Annotated in this window: 20 protein-coding genes; 1 reads left to right on the top strand and 19 read right to left on the bottom strand. The window is 56.1% G+C overall.

Going from position 1 to position 16034, the window contains the following annotated elements; genetic code table 11:
- Positions 1-7 precede the first annotated feature (7 nt).
- The 14 genes from rplE to rpsJ form a co-directional block, all read right to left on the bottom strand.
- Complete coding sequence (gene rplE / locus A3224_RS02510) at positions 8-547, bottom strand: 50S ribosomal protein L5 (protein ID WP_067151038.1); 540 nt, start codon at positions 545-547, stop codon at positions 8-10.
- A gap of 31 nt (positions 548-578) precedes the next feature.
- Complete coding sequence (gene rplX, locus A3224_RS02505) at positions 579-890, bottom strand: 50S ribosomal protein L24 (protein WP_067151035.1); 312 nt, start codon at positions 888-890, stop codon at positions 579-581.
- A 23-nt stretch (positions 891-913) separates the two neighbouring features.
- Positions 914-1282 carry a 50S ribosomal protein L14 gene (gene rplN, locus A3224_RS02500; protein WP_067151032.1) on the bottom strand — a complete coding sequence of 123 codons (369 nt, stop codon included), beginning with the start codon at positions 1280-1282 and terminating at the stop codon, positions 914-916.
- Between the two features lie 46 nt (positions 1283-1328).
- Entirely contained in the window at positions 1329-1592 is a 264-nt protein-coding gene (gene rpsQ, locus A3224_RS02495; protein ID WP_067151029.1) for a 30S ribosomal protein S17, read from the bottom strand.
- Positions 1593-1594: 2 nt separating this feature from the next.
- A complete protein-coding gene (gene rpmC, locus A3224_RS02490; protein WP_067151026.1) occupies positions 1595-1801 on the bottom strand; it encodes a 50S ribosomal protein L29 in 207 nt (68 codons plus the stop codon).
- Positions 1801-2214 (bottom strand): 50S ribosomal protein L16, encoded by a 414-nt coding sequence (gene rplP, locus A3224_RS02485; RefSeq protein WP_067151024.1) that lies wholly within the window; start codon positions 2212-2214, stop codon positions 1801-1803. The genes rpmC and rplP overlap by 1 nt, the downstream gene beginning before the upstream one ends.
- Positions 2215-2225: 11 nt before the next feature.
- On the bottom strand, positions 2226-2906 hold the full coding sequence (rpsC, locus tag A3224_RS02480) for a 30S ribosomal protein S3 (protein ID WP_067151021.1): 681 nt from the start codon (positions 2904-2906) through the stop codon (positions 2226-2228).
- A 19-nt stretch (positions 2907-2925) separates the two neighbouring features.
- Positions 2926-3258, bottom strand: coding sequence for a 50S ribosomal protein L22 (rplV, locus tag A3224_RS02475; RefSeq protein WP_067151018.1), 333 nt, complete (start codon positions 3256-3258; stop codon positions 2926-2928).
- Between the two features lie 15 nt (positions 3259-3273).
- Positions 3274-3552: a 30S ribosomal protein S19 gene (rpsS, locus tag A3224_RS02470; protein WP_067151015.1), complete on the bottom strand. Its 279-nt coding sequence runs from the start codon at positions 3550-3552 to the stop codon at positions 3274-3276.
- 37 nt (positions 3553-3589) lie between these two features.
- On the bottom strand, positions 3590-4414 hold the full coding sequence (rplB, locus tag A3224_RS02465; protein WP_067151012.1) for a 50S ribosomal protein L2: 825 nt from the start codon (positions 4412-4414) through the stop codon (positions 3590-3592).
- Between the two features lie 13 nt (positions 4415-4427).
- Entirely contained in the window at positions 4428-4724 is a 297-nt protein-coding gene (rplW, locus tag A3224_RS02460) for a 50S ribosomal protein L23 (protein WP_067151009.1), read from the bottom strand.
- Positions 4721-5335, bottom strand: coding sequence for a 50S ribosomal protein L4 (rplD, locus tag A3224_RS02455; protein ID WP_067151006.1), 615 nt, complete (start codon positions 5333-5335; stop codon positions 4721-4723). Before rplD ends, rplW begins: the two co-directional genes overlap by 4 nt.
- Before the next feature lie 18 nt (positions 5336-5353).
- Positions 5354-5989, bottom strand: a complete 636-nt coding sequence (gene rplC / locus A3224_RS02450) for a 50S ribosomal protein L3 (RefSeq protein WP_067151003.1) — start codon at positions 5987-5989, stop codon at positions 5354-5356.
- A gap of 111 nt (positions 5990-6100) precedes the next feature.
- Positions 6101-6412 carry a 30S ribosomal protein S10 gene (gene rpsJ, locus A3224_RS02445; protein WP_010133849.1) on the bottom strand — a complete coding sequence of 104 codons (312 nt, stop codon included), beginning with the start codon at positions 6410-6412 and terminating at the stop codon, positions 6101-6103.
- A gap of 197 nt (positions 6413-6609) precedes the next feature.
- Here rpsJ and A3224_RS02440 point away from each other — a divergent pair, with 197 nt between their 5' ends.
- Positions 6610-7086, top strand: a complete 477-nt coding sequence (locus tag A3224_RS02440) for an aminoacyl-tRNA deacylase (RefSeq protein ID WP_067151000.1) — start codon at positions 6610-6612, stop codon at positions 7084-7086.
- Positions 7087-7175: 89 nt separating this feature from the next.
- On the opposite strand, the gene tuf is transcribed toward A3224_RS02440, so the two are convergent.
- The 5 genes from tuf to rpoC all read right to left on the bottom strand — a co-directional run bounded on the left by tuf (position 7176) and on the right by rpoC (position 16023).
- Complete coding sequence (gene tuf / locus A3224_RS02435) at positions 7176-8369, bottom strand: elongation factor Tu (protein WP_067150963.1); 1194 nt, start codon at positions 8367-8369, stop codon at positions 7176-7178.
- 34 nt (positions 8370-8403) lie between these two features.
- A complete protein-coding gene (gene fusA / locus A3224_RS02430; protein WP_067150997.1) occupies positions 8404-10509 on the bottom strand; it encodes an elongation factor G in 2106 nt (701 codons plus the stop codon).
- A gap of 90 nt (positions 10510-10599) precedes the next feature.
- Positions 10600-11070 carry a 30S ribosomal protein S7 gene (gene rpsG / locus A3224_RS02425; protein WP_067150994.1) on the bottom strand — a complete coding sequence of 157 codons (471 nt, stop codon included), beginning with the start codon at positions 11068-11070 and terminating at the stop codon, positions 10600-10602.
- A gap of 110 nt (positions 11071-11180) precedes the next feature.
- Complete coding sequence (rpsL, locus tag A3224_RS02420) at positions 11181-11555, bottom strand: 30S ribosomal protein S12 (protein WP_067150990.1); 375 nt, start codon at positions 11553-11555, stop codon at positions 11181-11183.
- A gap of 238 nt (positions 11556-11793) precedes the next feature.
- Complete coding sequence (gene rpoC, locus A3224_RS02415) at positions 11794-16023, bottom strand: DNA-directed RNA polymerase subunit beta' (RefSeq protein WP_067150987.1); 4230 nt, start codon at positions 16021-16023, stop codon at positions 11794-11796.
- Positions 16024-16034: the final 11 nt, after the last annotated feature.

Here is a 16034-nt window from a genome sequence, read left to right as displayed (position 1 = left end):
AATCCTCTTAACCCTTGAAGGGGAAATTAAATGCTTTCAGCAGCGCGCGACCGTGGTCGTCATTAGCCGCTGTCGTGGTAATACAAATATCCAGTCCACGGAGTTTGTCCACTTTGTCGTAGTCAATTTCCGGGAAGATGATTTGTTCGCTAACGCCCATGGAAAAATTACCGCGACCGTCAAACTGCTTCGGGCTGATTCCCCGGAAGTCGCGGATACGCGGAATGGCGATATCAATCAGGCGCTCCAGGAACTCATACATGCGCTCTCCGCGCAGAGTTACCTTACAGCCGATCGGCCAACCGTCGCGGATTTTAAAGCCCGCGATAGATTTGCGCGCCTTGGTGATAATGGGCTTCTGGCCGGCAATAGCCGTCATATCATTGACGGCGTGCTCCAGCACTTTCTTATCACCAACAGCTTCACCAACACCCATATTGATGGTGATCTTGGTGATGCGCGGCACTGCCATCACATTGTCGAGCCCCAGCTCTTCTTTCAGCTTGGGCGCGAGTTCTTTCGTGTAGAGCTCTTTAAGCTTTGCCATGATCTACTAACCTGCTTCTGCGCCTAAAGCCTTAGATGGCTTCACCGCTGGATTTGAAGACGCGAATCTTAGAGCCGTCTTCCAGTACTTTAAAGCCTACCCGATCAGCTTTTTGGGTATTGGGATTGAAGATAGCCACGTTGGAAGCATCAATCGGTGCTTCCTTTTCCACTATACCTCCGGCAATACCCAGCTGGGGATTGGGCTTCTGATGTTTTTTGATCATCTGCACGCCAGCAACAATCAGACGGCCATCCCGCAGTACTTTGCGAACGGTACCGCGCTTGCCTTTGTCGCGACCGGCGATAACGATCACTTCGTCGTCACGCTTGATCTTGCGCATAACTCTGTCTCTCCGCTTTGGGCTTAGATAACTTCTGGTGCCAGCGAGATGATCTTCATGAACTTCTCACCGCGCAGCTCGCGAGTTACCGGGCCAAAAATACGGGTGCCGACCGGAGCAAGTTGCTGGTTCAGCAGCACCGCTGCATTGTCGTCAAACTTGATCAGTGAACCATCTGCGCGACGCACGCCTTTTTTGGTGCGAACTACAACAGCGTTCATTACCTGACCTTTCTTCACTTTACCGCGGGGAATGGCTTCCTTTACGGTAACCTTGATGATATCACCCACGCCTGCATAACGACGATGGGAGCCGCCCAGCACCTTGATGCACATGACGCGGCGAGCCCCACTGTTGTCAGCTACTTCTAAGTAGGATTCCGCTTGAATCATTGTCTCTCTCCGAAACTTTAAAATTCGGCAGTCAATGCGCTAGGGGTTAAACCTTCGCCGCACGCTCTACAATCTTCTGCAAGGCCCAGGACTTGGTCTTGGACAGCGGACGGGACTCTTCGATGGTTACAACATCACCGATGTTGCACTCATTGTTCTCGTCGTGCGCCTTAAGCTTTGTGGACTTGCTCACAATTTTGCCGTAGATCGGGTGCTTAACACGGCGCTCGATCAAAACGGTGATGGTTTTATCCATCTTGTCACTCACAACCTTACCGGTCAGAGTACGCTTTAATTTTGCTTCTGCCATGATTAGTTACCTGCCCTCTCTTGTGCTGCCTTTTGGGTCAACACAGTCTTAATGCGAGCAATGTCGCGACGAGTCTGCTTCAGCAGATGAGTCTGTGTCAGCTGGCCGGTGGACTTTTGCATGCGAAGCTTGAACTGAGCCTCGAGCTGGTTCAACAGTTCCTGGTTCAGCTCTTCAACTGACTTTTCGCGTAGATCTGCAGTCTTCATTACATCACCGAACGCTTAACGAAAGTTGTCTTAATAGGCAGCTTGGCCGCGGCCAGAGCGAAAGCTTCGCGAGCCAGCTCTTCGGACACACCCTCCATTTCATAGAGAACCTTGCCCGGCTGGATCTGAGCCACCCAATACTCAACGCCACCTTTACCTTTACCCATACGCACTTCGAGGGGCTTCTCGGTAATGGGCTTGTCCGGAAACACGCGAATCCAGATTTTTCCGCCACGTTTGACGTGACGGGTCATTGCGCGGCGAGCCGCCTCAATCTGACGCGCAGTAATACGACCGCGGTCGACAGCCTTGAGCCCAAACTCACCAAAGCTCACTTTGGAGCCGCGCTGAGAAAGACCGCGATTGCGACCTTTCTGAACCTTGCGGAATTTTGTACGCTTCGGTTGCAGCATCTGCGTACCCCTTATTTAGAAGCTTTCTTACGGGTCTTCGCCGGCTTTTCATCGGGAATTTCATCGCCGATAACTTCACCTTTGAAGATCCAAACCTTAATACCGATGATGCCGTAGGTAGTCATCGCTTCGGCAGTGGCGTAGTCGATGTTTGCACGCAGGGTGTGCAGCGGCACACGGCCTTCGCGATACCACTCAGTACGGGCAATTTCCGCACCACCGAGACGGCCACTTACCTGAATTTTGATACCTTCGGCACCTTGGCGCATGGCGTTTTGTACCGCGCGCTTCATAGCACGACGGAACATTACACGGCGCTCCAGCTGTTGGGCGACATTCTGGGCAACCAGAGCTGCGTCCAGGTCTGGCTTGCGCACTTCTTCGATGTCGATGTGAACCGGAACCCCCATCTGCGCGCTTACTTCGTTGCGCAGACGCTCCACGTCTTCACCTTTTTTACCGATCACAATACCCGGGCGTGCTGTGTGAATTGTCACACGTGCGGTGTTCGCCGGACGCTCGATCTCGATACGGCTCACAGAAGCGTGGGCCAGCTTTTTGCGAATGTATTCGCGAACTTTCAGATCCGTGTACAGCTTGTCTGCGTACTCGTCACTGCCGGCATACCAGACAGAGGTATGCTTTTTAACGATACCCAGACGAATGCCGGTAGGATGTACTTTTTGTCCCATGGTTTTCTCGCCTGCTCTCTTATTTCTCGGCCACTTTCACAGTGATGTGACAAGTACGCTTAAGAATACGGTCGGCACGGCCTTTTGCGCGCGGCTTGATGCGCTTCATGGTCATACCTTCATCCACAAAGATCGTGGACACCTTCAGCTCATCAACGTCAGCACCTTCATTGTGCTCGGCGTTGGCAATGGCCGATTCCAATACTTTCTTGACAATCGCCGCGCCCTTTTTGTTGCTGAACGCCAGAATATCCAGGGCCTCTTCGACTCCTTTACCGCGAATCTGGTCGGCAACCAGGCGCGCTTTCTGTGCGGACAGACGAGCACCGCGTAATTTTGCTGCTACTTCCATCTCACTAACCTCGGCTTAGCGCTTCTTCGCTTTTTTGTCCGCAGCGTGACCGCGGTAAGTGCGGGTAGCGGCGAACTCACCCAGCTTGTGACCAACCATTTCTTCGTTGATCAGTACCGGGACGTGTTGACGACCGTTGTGCACGGCAATCGTTAGCCCAACCATTTCCGGCATAATCATGGAACGGCGGGACCAGGTTTTAATCGGTCGACGATCATTGGACTCAATCGCCGCCTCCACCTTCTTGATCAAATGCAGATCAATGAAGGGACCTTTCTTTAATGAGCGTGGCACTGTCGATTCCTCTCTAGCTGCTCAGACATCGCGCGGCTTACTTGCCGCGGCGACGTACAATCATCTTATCGGTGCGCTTGTTCTTGCGCGTTTTCTTGCCCTTGGTGGGAACACCCCACGGGGTCACAGGATGGCGACCACCGGAAGTGCGGCCTTCACCACCACCGTGCGGGTGATCCACCGGGTTCATCGCCACACCGCGCACGGTAGGACGAACACCGCGCCAACGTTTGGCACCGGCTTTACCCAACTTGCGCAAGCTGTGCTCGGAGTTGCTCACTTCACCCAATGTCGCCCGACACTCGGCCAACACTTTACGCATCTCACCAGAGCGCAGACGGATGGTCGCGTACTGACCTTCACGCGCAACCAGCTGCACGGAAGCCCCGGCGGAACGGGCCAACTGAGCGCCCTTACCCGGCTTCAGCTCAACAGCGTGAATCACAGAACCAACCGGAATGTTGCGCAGCGGCAAGGTGTTGCCTACAGAAATTGGCGCGGCGTCACCTGACTGCACGGTAGCGCCAGCTTTCAAACCTTTCGGCGCAATAATGTAGCGGCGCTCACCATCTGCGTAGCAGATGAGGGCGATGTGCGCACTGCGGTTCGGATCGTATTCCAGGCGCTCAACTTTGGCCGGAACCCCGTCCTTGTTGCGCTTGAAATCGATAACACGGTAGTGGTGCTTGTGCCCACCGCCGATATGACGAGTGGTAATACGACCGGCGTTATTGCGCCCGCCAGTTTTACTCTTGCTCTCTACCAGAGGTGCATAAGGCGCACCTTTGTGCAGCTCCGCATTGACTACCTTGACCAGGTGACGACGGCCGGCAGAGGTCGGCTTTGCTTTTACAATTGCCATCTAACTGTCCCCCTTACTCAGCAGCTTCAAAGTTGATGTCGCTGCCTTCGGCCAGACGAACGTAGGCTTTCTTCCAATCGTTGCGACGACCGATGCCGTAGCGGGTACGCTTGGTTTTGCCCTTAACGTTCACGGTGCGAATCTGCTCAACGGAAACATTGAACAGTTTTTCTACCGCGGCCTTGATCTCGGCTTTGGTGGAATCGGTGCTCACCTTGAAAACCACCTGGTTGGCGGCATCCGCCAATACAGCAGCCTTTTCGGAAATTACCGGGCCCAGCAATACTTTGTAGAGTCGCTCTTGGTTCATCCCAGCACCTCTTCAATTTTCTTCAGCGCAGAAACGGTAACCACGACTTTATCAAAGCGAATCAGGCTTACCGGATCGATGCCCTGCACATCGCGAACGTCGATCTTGTGCAGATTGCGCGCAGCCAGGTAGAGGTTTTCACTCACTTCTTCAGTCACGATCAAAGCGTCGGACAGATCGAACTGAGCGAGTTTCGCCACCAGCTGTTTGGTTTTAGGCGCGTCCACATCAAAAGATTCAACCACAACCAGGCGCTCCTGGCGGGCCAGCTCGGACAGAATGCAGCGCAGTGCCGCGCGGTACATCTTTTTGTTCAGCTTAACGCTGTGATCGCGCGGCTCGGCGGCAAAGGTCACACCACCGGAACGCCACAGCGGACTGCGGATAGTACCGGCACGGGCGCGACCAGTACCTTTTTGGCGCCAGGGCTTCTTGCCGCCACCAGACACACTGGAGCGATTCTTTTGCGCCTTAGTGCCCTGACGAGCACCGGCCATGAAAGCCACCACCGCCTGGTGCACCAGATCCTGATTAAACTCACGCCCGAAAGTCACTTCAGAGACAGCTACAGTGCCTTTAGCGCCTTCGGGAGTAGCGATATTCAGTTCCATATCTAATTCCCCTCAGACTTAGGCTTTTACTGCCGGACGAACAATAACATTGCCACCCGGCGCACCAGGGACAGCACCTTTAACCAGCAGCAGGTTGCGCTCCGCATCAACGCGAACCACTTCCAGATTCTGCACGGTGACGCGCTCGTTACCCAGATGGCCAGCCATCTTCTTACCTTTCCACACACGACCCGGGGTCTGACACTGACCGATAGAGCCGGGAGCACGGTGTGACAGAGAGTTGCCGTGGCTTGCGTCTTGGGTACGGAAATTCCAGCGCTTAACGGCGCCCTGAAAACCTTTACCTTTGGAAGTGCCGGTCACGTCAATTTTCTGACCAGCTTCAAAGCCGGAGAGTGTGATCTCGGAACCGATTTCGAAGGACTCTTCAGAACCATCAATACGCAGCTCGAAGAGTGCAGCGCCAGCCTCTACATTGGCTTTGGCGAAGTGGCCCGCCTGGGGCTTGGAGACACGGGAAGCCTTGCGACTACCAACTGCCACCTGAACAGCAGCATAGCCATCAGTTTCCACGGTTTTCACTTGAGTGACGCGATTCGGAGTTACCTCAATCACGGTAACCGGAATCGAAACGCCATCCTCAGTGAAGATGCGAGTCATGCCGCTTTTGCGGCCGACAATACCTATAGTCATCTTTTCAACCTCTCAGTGCACGGGGCTTTAACCCACTGCGGCCGCCCAGTTTCAGAGCGTTACACTACCCGAACCTTTTTCGCTCGGGATTCGGTGGTTAGTTATAAAAAGTCAGCCGAGACTGATCTGAACCTCTACACCAGCCGCCAAATCGAGCTTCATCAGCGCGTCGACGGTTTTCTCGGTCGGCTCAACAATGTCCAGCAAACGCTTGTGGGTACGAATTTCGTACTGATCACGCGCATCTTTGTTGACGTGCGGAGAAATCAGCACAGTGTACTTTTCTTTGCGAGTCGGCAGCGGAATGGGACCGCGGACCTGAGCACCGGTACGCTTGGCCGTCTCGACAATCTCCTGGGTAGACGCATCGATCAGCTTGTGATCGAACGCTTTCAGGCGAATTCGGATGCGTTGACCCTGCATGGAATCAAACTCCAACGTTAAAACTAAAGAACGTCCTTTTACGCAGCCCCGAGGGCGGGCGAAAAGGAGCGCGGATTGTACGGGTGGATCAGAGAGCTGTCAACAGGCGTGCCGGTTTTTGTGATTACGGAATGCGGACGACGCCAAACTACACTTTATTGGGCACAGACAGCAGTAGCGGAGCGAGGGCCAGTGTTATGACCATAGCAGCCAAAGTCAGTCAGTTTCTACGCGACCAATTAGTCGACTATCAACTAATCCAACATCCCCACAGCCGCACTAGCCGCGAAAGCGCACACGCCGCACACGTAAGGGAAGAACAGGTAGCCAAGGCCATATTACTCAAGGACGAACAAGGTCACGTATTGGCCGTGATTCCCGCGAGCAGCAGCCTCGATATGCGCGCCCTCCACGAGGAAACTGGTCGCCCACACCTGGAGATGGTACCGGAAGCAGAGCTTGGGCGCGCTTTCCCGGACTGTGAATTGGGCGCACTACCGCCGCTGGGACAGGCATACGGCATCACTACACTGCTCGACAGCAGCCTGCGTCACTGCGACACCGTCTACTTTGAAGCCGGTGACCACGAGGAATTGGTCGAAATGGATGGAGCACACTTTGCCAGATTGTTCTCCGACTGCCGCAGTTGTGATCTGAGTAAAGACTGGCCCTAGCACCTTAGTCCTAGCGAGCGCATCGAAAAAGCAACAAAAAAGCCGCAGCGTTTCCGCTGCGGCTTTTTATTCAGATCAAAAGCGAGAAATTACTCGATGATCTTGGATACAACGCCGGCACCAACGGTACGGCCACCTTCGCGGATCGCGAAGCGCAGACCTTCTTCCATCGCAATCGGCGCGATCAGGGTAACGGTCATTTGAACGTTGTCACCCGGCATTACCATCTCGGTGCCTTCCGGCAGCTCTACCGCACCAGTTACGTCTGTGGTACGGAAGTAGAACTGCGGACGGTAGCCTTTGAAGAAGGGAGTGTGACGACCACCTTCGTCTTTGGACAGCACGTACACTTCCGCTTGGAATTTGGTGTGCGGAGTGATGGAGCCCGGCTTGGCCAGTACTTGACCACGCTCTACCTCGTCACGCTTGGTGCCGCGCAGCAGGGCGCCAATGTTCTCACCAGCACGACCTTCGTCCAGCAGCTTGCGGAACATTTCAACACCAGTACAGGTGGTGGAAGTGGTTTCGCGGATACCGACGATTTCGATTTCGTCGCCAGTTTTCAGAACACCGCGCTCTACACGACCAGTTACCACGGTACCGCGGCCAGAGATGGAGAACACGTCTTCGATCGGCATCAGGAACGGTTGATCAACAGCGCGCTCCGGCTCCGGAATGTATTCGTCCAGAGTTTCCACCAGTTTCTTCACAGCGCTGGTGCCCAGGCCGTTGTCGTCTTCGCCGTTCAACGCCATCAGAGCGGAACCAACGATGATCGGAGTGTCGTCTCCCGGGAACTCGTACTGGTCCAGAAGCTCGCGAACTTCCATTTCCACCAGTTCCAGCAGCTCTTCGTCGTCGACCATGTCGGCTTTGTTCAGGAATACCACGATGTAGGGTACACCTACCTGACGGGACAGCAGGATGTGCTCACGAGTCTGCGGCATGGGGCCATCAGCTGCAGAGCAAACCAGGATGGCGCCGTCCATCTGCGCAGCACCGGTAATCATGTTTTTCACGTAGTCGGCGTGTCCCGGGCAGTCAACGTGGGCGTAGTGACGGGTCGGGGACTCGTATTCCACGTGAGAGGTGGCAATGGTGATACCGCGCTCGCGCTCTTCCGGTGCGTTATCGATACCGTCGAAGGCTACCGCCTGGCCGCCCCACACTTCAGAGCACACGCGGGTCAGCGCCGCGGTCAGGGTGGTTTTACCGTGGTCAACGTGACCGATGGTGCCCACGTTTACGTGGGGCTTGGAACGTTCAAACTTTTCTTTTGCCATTTTCTATGTCCTCTAGCTAAAAGAAGTTGGGAGATTAAGCCTTGTTTTTCGCGATGATTTCATCGGCGACGTTTTTCGGCGCTTCCGCGTACTTCAGGAACTCCATGGTGTAGGTGGCGCGTCCCTGGGTAGCTGAGCGCAGATCGGTTGCGTAACCGAACATTTCCGCCAGCGGCACTTCAGCGTTGACCACCTTGCCGGAGGGGCTCTCATCCATACCCTGGATCAAGCCGCGACGACGGTTGAGGTCGCCAACCACGTCACCCATGTTTTCTTCCGGTGTAACCACTTCGACTTTCATCACCGGCTCGAGCAGCACGGCACCGCCCTTTTCGGCCAACTGCTTGGTCGCCATGGAAGCAGCGATTTTAAACGCCATTTCGCTGGAGTCCACATCGTGGTAAGAGCCGTCGTAGATGGTCGCCTTCAAGCCCAGCAGCGGGTAGCCTGCAAGCACACCGTTCTGCATTTGCTCTTCAACGCCCTTCTGCACCGCGGGGATGTATTCCTTCGGTACTACACCACCCACGATTTCGTTGTGGAACTCCAGGCCGTCCGCACCTTCTTCTTCGCTAGGCTCGAAGCGAATCCACACGTGGCCGTACTGACCGCGACCACCGGACTGACGTACGAACTTGCCTTCGATCTCACAGGTATTGGTGATGCGCTCGCGATAAGCCACTTGCGGCTTACCGATATTGGCTTCCACATTGAACTCGCGACGCATACGGTCAACGATGATGTCCAGGTGCAGCTCACCCATACCGGAGATAATGGTCTGGCCGGTCTCTTCGTCGGTCTTGACGCGGAAAGAGGGGTCTTCCTGCGCGAGCTTGCCCAGCGCAATACCCATTTTCTCCTGATCCGCTTTTGATTTCGGCTCTACCGCAACAGAGATTACAGGCTCCGGGAACTCCATGCGCTCGAGAACGATTTTGTGGTTTTCGTCGCACAGGGTGTCGCCAGTGGTGACGTCTTTCAGCCCGATCGCGGCTGCGATATCACCGGCCAGTACTTCTTTGATTTCCTGACGGTTGTTGGAGTGCATCTGCACCATACGGCCGACGCGCTCGCGTTTTTGCTTCACAGAGTTATACACCGATGTACCGCTTTCCAGCGTTCCGGAGTAAACGCGGAAAAAGGTCAGGGTGCCGACGAAGGGGTCGGTGGCAATTTTGAATGCCAGCGCGGCGAAAGGCGCATCGTCGTCGGACACGCGGCTTTCCACGGTTTCACCATCATCCAGGGTACCTTCGATGGCTTTAACCTCAGTCGGCGCAGGCAGGTATTCGATAACGGCGTCCAGTACCGCTTGAACACCTTTGTTCTTGAAGGCTGAACCACCCAAAACCGGTACGATTTCGTTGGCGAGTGTGCGCTGACGAATAGCGGCCTTGATCTCTTCCTCGGAGAGGTCTCCCTCTTCCAGGTATTTTTCCATCAGCTCTTCACTGGATTCAGCGGCGGCCTCCACCAGGAATTCGCGCATTTCGGCGCACTCATCCGCCAGATCCGCGGGAATATCTTCATAGGTGAAGCTCATTCCCTGGTCTGCCTCGTTCCAGATGATGGACTTCATCTTGACCAGGTCAACCACGCCCTTGAATTCATCCTCGGCACCGATGGTCATTTGCAGCGGAACCGGGTTGGCACCCAGGCGGGTTTTCAGCTGCTCGACAACCTTGCGGAAGTTGGCGCCGGTGCGGTCCATCTTGTTTACGAACACCATGCGCGGAACTTCGTATTTATTGGCCTGACGCCATACAGTTTCGGTTTGCGGCTGCACACCGGATGAGCCACACAGCACAACCACGGCACCATCCAATACGCGCAGGGAACGCTCTACTTCGATAGTGAAGTCAACGTGTCCCGGAGTGTCGATGATGTTAATGCGGTGCTGCGGAAACTGCTGCTGCATGCCTGCCCAGAAGCAGGTAGTCGCCGCAGAAGTAATGGTGATACCGCGCTCCTGCTCCTGCTCCATCCAGTCCATGGTGGCGGCACCTTCGTGCACCTCACCGAGTTTATGGGACAAGCCGGTGTAGAAGAGAATGCGCTCGGTAGTGGTGGTTTTACCTGCGTCTACGTGGGCGCAGATACCGATGTTACGGTAGCGGTCGATAGGCGTTTTACGTGCCACAGTTGTATCCTCGATATAACGGCAAAAGGCAGCCTGGAAATTTCCGTGCTGCCTTCCGGTATTAATTTCCGATGGTGGTATTCATCAGACTTAGAAGCGGTAGTGAGAGAACGCCTTGTTGGCTTCCGCCATACGGTGTACGTCTTCACGCTTCTTGACCGCGCCCCCTTTGTTCTGGGAAGCGTCGATAATTTCGTTGGCCAGGCGCTGCGCCATAGATTTTTCGCCACGCTTGCGGGAAAACTCCACCAGCCAACGCATCGCCAGAGCCATACGGCGTGAGGGACGCACCTCTACCGGCACCTGGTAAGTTGCACCACCAACACGGCGGGATTTAACCTCCACCATCGGCGCGATATTTTCCAGGGACTCTTCGAAAATTTCGATGGGGTCTTTGTTAAGTTTTTCTGAAACCATGTCCAGAGCACCGTAAACGATACGCTCCGCAACAGATTTCTTACCGCTGACCATTACGTGGTTCATAAATTTGGCCAGGGTAACATTCCCGTATTTGGGATCGGGCAGTACTTCGCGCTTGGCGACTACTCGTCTTCTCGGCATGAGAATTGCCTCTCTTCAGGGTTACTCCGAGACACCGCCGCACATCAGTGCACCTCGGCGAGCTCGGCCTTACTCCGGTTGGAAAACCGAAACGCAATCAGTCTTAAGGATTAACCTTTAGGACGCTTGGCACCGTACTTGGAACGGCCCTGCTTGCGATCGTTTACACCGGCACAGTCCAATGCACCGCGCACAGTGTGGTAGCGCACACCCGGCAGGTCTTTTACACGACCGCCGCGAATCAGTACCACGCTGTGCTCCTGCAGGTTGTGGCCCTCGCCACCGATGTACGAAGTCACTTCGTAACCGTTGGTGAGACGCACACGGCAAACCTTGCGCAGTGCGGAGTTCGGCTTTTTCGGTGTAGTGGTGTACACGCGAGTACAAACCCCACGGCGCTGCGGGCTAGCCTGCAGAGCGGGAACGTCGCTTTTTTCGACTTTGCGTTTTCTCGGCTTACGAACCAACTGGTTGATCGTTGCCATTAAAAATCACTCCAAAATAAAACGCCCCCACCGTGAGAGCGGGGGCCCCAGTGACTGTGTGTACCGCCGGCATCAAAGCCGGACAGAACACCCCACATAAGCGGGGGCCGCATTCTAAATGCGGCGATCCGCCTAGTCAATCAGCGGCAGAGTAACTACTAACCTCCGCCGCCACCTGTTGGGAATCGGATTTCCCATTTCCCCAGCCTCTCCCCAAAAAAGGGAGAGGGGTACGAGGTTAGTCGCCGGAGGATTTGAGGGCCTCGGTCAGAGCTGCCTCCACCTCTGCGGCGGACGGCCCCTCACCAAAACCTTCCTCCTGCTGCAGGCTGCGCTTGCGGCGACGCTCGGCATGGTGCGCCAAGCCGGTACCCGCCGGAATCAAACGACCGACAACAACGTTTTCCTTCAAACCGCGCAGGTGGTCTTCTTTACCGGTCACTGCCGCTTCCGTCAGTACGCGCGTGGTCTCCTGGAAGGAAGCCGCGGACAGGAAGGACTCGGTGGCCAGAGAAGCCTTGGTGATACCCAGCAACAAGCGCTCGAACTGGGCCGGCTGCTTGCCTTCCGCGCGCAGGCGCTCGTTTTCCTCGATAACGCGCTGGTACTCAACTTGATCGCCCTTGATGAACTCAGAGTCGCCCATCTCGAGGATTTCCACCTTGCGCAGCATCTGGCGCACGATCACTTCGATATGCTTATCGTTGATCTTCACACCCTGCAGGCGGTAAACCTCCTGAATTTCGTTGGTGATATAGCGCGCCAACTCCTCCACGCCTTTCAGGCGCAGGATATCGTGCGGATTGGACGGGCCATCGGAGATCACCTCGCCTTTTTCCACAGTTTCGCCTTCGAACACTGTCAGCTGGCGATGCTTCGGAATCAGTACCTCGAAGTGGTCCTTACCGTTCGGCAGCGGCTTGCCGTCCGCCGGAGTGATCTGCAGGCGTACTTTGCCCTTGGTCTCCTTACCGAAAGATACAGTTCCGGAGATCTCTGCAAGAATGGCAGGCTCTTTCGGCTTACGCGCTTCAAACAGGTCCGCCACCCGCGGCAGACCACCTGTGATGTCTTTGGTACCACCGGACTCCTGAGGAATACGGGCGATAACATCACCGATATTCACCTTGTCGCCGTCTTTCAGGCTGAGGATGGCGCGCGGCGGCAGTGCGTAGTGCGCCGGCGCTTTGCTGTTGGCCAGTGTCACTTCTTCGCCATTCTCGTCCACCAGGGTTACCGCCGGACGCAGATCTTTACCCGCCGCCGGGCGCTCGGCGGGATCGATCACCTCAATGGAGGACAGGCCGGTAATTTCGTCGGTTTGCTTGCGAATCGACAGACCTTCTTCCATACCGGACAGTTTCACCCAACCGGCAACTTCGGTAATGATCGGGTGGGTGTGCGGGTCCCACTTGGCCACCATCTGGCCACCTTCAACTTCCGCGCCGTCTGCCACATTGATAATGGCACCGTAGGGCAGCTTGTACCGCTCCCGCTCACGCCCGGCGCTGTCAGCTACCGCCAGCTCACCGGAGCGGGATACAGCAACCAGGGCGCCACTTTCGGCCTTCACGGTTTTCACATTGTGCAAACGCACGGTACCCGGCTGCTTAACCTGAATACTGTCCGCAGCGGAGGCGCGACTGGCCGCACCACCGATGTGGAAGGTCCGCATCGTAAGCTGGGTACCTGGCTCACCGATCGACTGGGCGGCAACCACACCCACCGCCTCACCGGGGTTGGCGCGGTGACCGCGGGCCAGGTCGCGGCCGTAGCACTGGGCACAGATACCGTGGGCCGTTTCACAGGTGATCGGCGAACGCACGATAACCTCATCGATACCCATGGCCTCGATGCGTTCTACCCACTTTTCGTCAATCATGGTGCCGGCGGGAACGGCGATTTCATCGCTACCCGGTTTGAGCACATCGCGGGCAACCACTCGGCCGAGAATCCGGTCACCGAGAGATTCGATAACATCACCACCCTCGATTACCGGTGCCATGGTCAGACCATCATCGGTGCCGCAATCGGTCTCTGTGATCACCACGTCCTGGGCAACGTCTACTAGGCGGCGGGTCAGATAACCGGAGTTGGCGGTCTTCAAGGCGGTGTCAGCCAGACCCTTACGGGCACCGTGGGTGGAAATAAAGTACTGCAATACCGACAGGCCTTCGCGGAAGTTCGCGGTGATGGCGTTCTCGATAATGGAGCCGTCCGGGCGCGCCATCAGGCCGCGCATACCGGCCAGCTGACGAATTTGCGCTTCGGAACCACGGGCGCCGGAGTCCGCGTACATGTACACAGAGTTAAAGGAGTCCTGCTCCACCTCGTTACCGGTGCGGTCAACCACTTTCTCTTTGCGGATACCGGCCATCATCGCCTGGGTCACCTTGTCGTTGGTGCGGGACCAGACGTCGATCACCTTGTTGTACTTCTCACCGGCGGTCACCAGACCGGAGGCGAACTGGCTTTCAATTTCCTTCACTTCCGCTTCGGCGGCGGCGATCAGTTCAGCCTTGGCCGCCGGAATTTCAAAGTCGTTTACGCCGATGGAGGAACCGGACTTGGTGGAGAAATCAAAACCGGTGTACATCAGCTGGTCGGCGAAAATTACTGTCGCCTTCAGCCCCACCTTGCGGTAGCACTCGTTGAGAATGCGCGAGATAGCCTTTTTCTTCATCGGCTGGTTAACCAGCTCAAAGCCCAGGCCGTCCGGCACTATATTCCACAGCAATGCGCGACCGACAGTAGTGTCGTAGAGGGTGCATTTCTCGCGCTTCTCGCCGTCTTCGCCAATTTCCACTTCACGAATGCGCACTTTTACTTTGGCCTGCAAGCCCACCTGCTTGGCGTAGAAGGCGCGGCTCACTTCCTTGATATCGGCAAAGACCATGCCCTCGCCTTTATCGTTGATGCGCTCGCGGGTCATCCAGTAGAGGCCCAGCACCACGTCCTGGGACGGCACGATAATCGGCTCACCGTTGGCCGGAGACAGGATGTTGTTGGTGGACATCATCAGCGCGCGGGATTCCAACTGCGCCTCGATCGTCAGCGGCACGTGCACCGCCATCTGGTCGCCGTCGAAGTCCGCGTTATAGGCCGCACATACCAGCGGGTGCAGCTGAATCGCCTTACCTTCAATCAGTACCGGCTCAAAGGCCTGGATACCCAGCCGGTGCAGGGTGGGAGCGCGGTTCAGCAGCACCGGGTGCTCGCGGATCACCTCATCGAGGATATCCCACACAATGGCTTCTTCACGCTCGACCATTTTTTTGGCCGCCTTGATGGTGGTGGCCAGGCCGCGGGCTTCCAGCTTGCCGAAGATAAACGGCTTGAACAGTTCCAGAGCCATTTTCTTGGGCAGGCCGCACTGGTGCAAACGCAGGGTAGGACCCACCACAATTACGGAACGGCCAGAGTAGTCGACGCGTTTACCCAGCAAGTTCTGACGGAAGCGGCCCTGTTTACCCTTGATCATGTCGGCCAGGGACTTCAGCGGGCGCTTATTGGAGCCGGTGATGGCGCGTCCGCGACGGCCGTTGTCCAGCAGCGCGTCTACCGCTTCCTGCAGCATGCGCTTTTCGTTGCGCACGATGATATCCGGCGCGTTCAACTCCAACAGGCGCTTGAGGCGGTTGTTGCGGTTAATCACGCGGCGGTACAGATCGTTCAGGTCAGAGGTCGCAAAGCGGCCGCCGTCCAGGGGTACCAGTGGGCGCAGATCCGGCGGCAGCACCGGCAGCGCTTCCATGATCATCCACTCCGGGTTGTTACCGGATTTGTAGAAAGCTTCCAGGAGCTTCAGGCGCTTGGAGAGCTTCTTAATCTTGGTCTCGGAGTTAGTGGCCGGAATCTCCTCGCGCAGGCGCTGGATTTCGGAAGGCAGGTCGATGTCGCGCATCAGCTCCTGGATAGCCTCGGCCCCCATTTTGGCCTCGAACTCATCTGCCCACTCCTCCATCGCCTCGAAATACTGCTCATCGCTCAGCAGCTGGCCACGCTCGAGGCTGGTCATGCCCGGATCGGTGACCACGTAAGACTCGAAATAGAGCACCCGCTCAATATCGCGCAGGGTCATATCCAACAACAGACCGATGCGGGACGGCAGAGACTTCAGGAACCAGATGTGTGCCACCGGGCTCGCGAGTTCAATGTGGCCCATGCGCTCGCGGCGCACCTTGGCTCTGGTGACTTCCACACCGCATTTTTCACAGATAATGCCGCGGTGCTTCATGCGCTTGTACTTGCCACACAGGCACTCGTAATCCTTTACCGGACCGAAGATTTTGGCGCAGAAGAGGCCTTCGCGCTCGGGCTTAAAGGTGCGGTAGTTGATGGTCTCCGGCTTTTTCACTTCGCCGTAGGACCAGGAGCGGATCATGTCCGGAGACGCCAGGCCGATGCGGATAGCGTCAAATTCTTCCAAGTGTTCCTGGGACTTCACCAGGTTTAACAAATCTTTCAAGGCCTTTCTCC

It is taken from the genome of Microbulbifer thermotolerans (genome assembly GCF_001617625.1).
In the GTDB taxonomy this organism is placed as follows: Bacteria; Pseudomonadota; Gammaproteobacteria; order Pseudomonadales; family Cellvibrionaceae; genus Microbulbifer; species Microbulbifer thermotolerans.
This window is presented reverse-complemented; position numbering and strand designations above follow the sequence as displayed.

What these genes read in the sequence shown, in the direction of transcription:
- rplE (WP_067151038.1), bottom strand. Translation starts at nt 547, where the DNA reads ATGGCAAAGCTTAAAGAGCTCTACACGAAAGAACTCGCGCCCAAGCTG.
- rplX (WP_067151035.1), bottom strand. Translation starts at nt 890, where the DNA reads ATGCGCAAGATCAAGCGTGACGACGAAGTGATCGTTATCGCCGGTCGC.
- rplN (WP_067151032.1), bottom strand. Translation starts at nt 1,282, where the DNA reads ATGATTCAAGCGGAATCCTACTTAGAAGTAGCTGACAACAGTGGGGCT.
- rpsQ (WP_067151029.1), bottom strand. Translation starts at nt 1,592, where the DNA reads ATGGCAGAAGCAAAATTAAAGCGTACTCTGACCGGTAAGGTTGTGAGT.
- rpmC (WP_067151026.1), bottom strand. Translation starts at nt 1,801, where the DNA reads ATGAAGACTGCAGATCTACGCGAAAAGTCAGTTGAAGAGCTGAACCAG.
- rplP (WP_067151024.1), bottom strand. Translation starts at nt 2,214, where the DNA reads ATGCTGCAACCGAAGCGTACAAAATTCCGCAAGGTTCAGAAAGGTCGC.
- rpsC (WP_067151021.1), bottom strand. Translation starts at nt 2,906, where the DNA reads ATGGGACAAAAAGTACATCCTACCGGCATTCGTCTGGGTATCGTTAAA.
- rplV (WP_067151018.1), bottom strand. Translation starts at nt 3,258, where the DNA reads ATGGAAGTAGCAGCAAAATTACGCGGTGCTCGTCTGTCCGCACAGAAA.
- rplB (WP_067151012.1), bottom strand. Translation starts at nt 4,414, where the DNA reads ATGGCAATTGTAAAAGCAAAGCCGACCTCTGCCGGCCGTCGTCACCTG.
- rplW (WP_067151009.1), bottom strand. Translation starts at nt 4,724, where the DNA reads ATGAACCAAGAGCGACTCTACAAAGTATTGCTGGGCCCGGTAATTTCC.
- rplD (WP_067151006.1), bottom strand. Translation starts at nt 5,335, where the DNA reads ATGGAACTGAATATCGCTACTCCCGAAGGCGCTAAAGGCACTGTAGCT.
- rplC (WP_067151003.1), bottom strand. Translation starts at nt 5,989, where the DNA reads ATGACTATAGGTATTGTCGGCCGCAAAAGCGGCATGACTCGCATCTTC.
- rpsJ (WP_010133849.1), bottom strand. Translation starts at nt 6,412, where the DNA reads ATGCAGGGTCAACGCATCCGAATTCGCCTGAAAGCGTTCGATCACAAG.
- A3224_RS02440 (WP_067151000.1), top strand. Translation starts at nt 6,610, where the DNA reads ATGACCATAGCAGCCAAAGTCAGTCAGTTTCTACGCGACCAATTAGTC.
- tuf (WP_067150963.1), bottom strand. Translation starts at nt 8,369, where the DNA reads ATGGCAAAAGAAAAGTTTGAACGTTCCAAGCCCCACGTAAACGTGGGC.
- rpsG (WP_067150994.1), bottom strand. Translation starts at nt 11,070, where the DNA reads ATGCCGAGAAGACGAGTAGTCGCCAAGCGCGAAGTACTGCCCGATCCC.
- rpsL (WP_067150990.1), bottom strand. Translation starts at nt 11,555, where the DNA reads ATGGCAACGATCAACCAGTTGGTTCGTAAGCCGAGAAAACGCAAAGTC.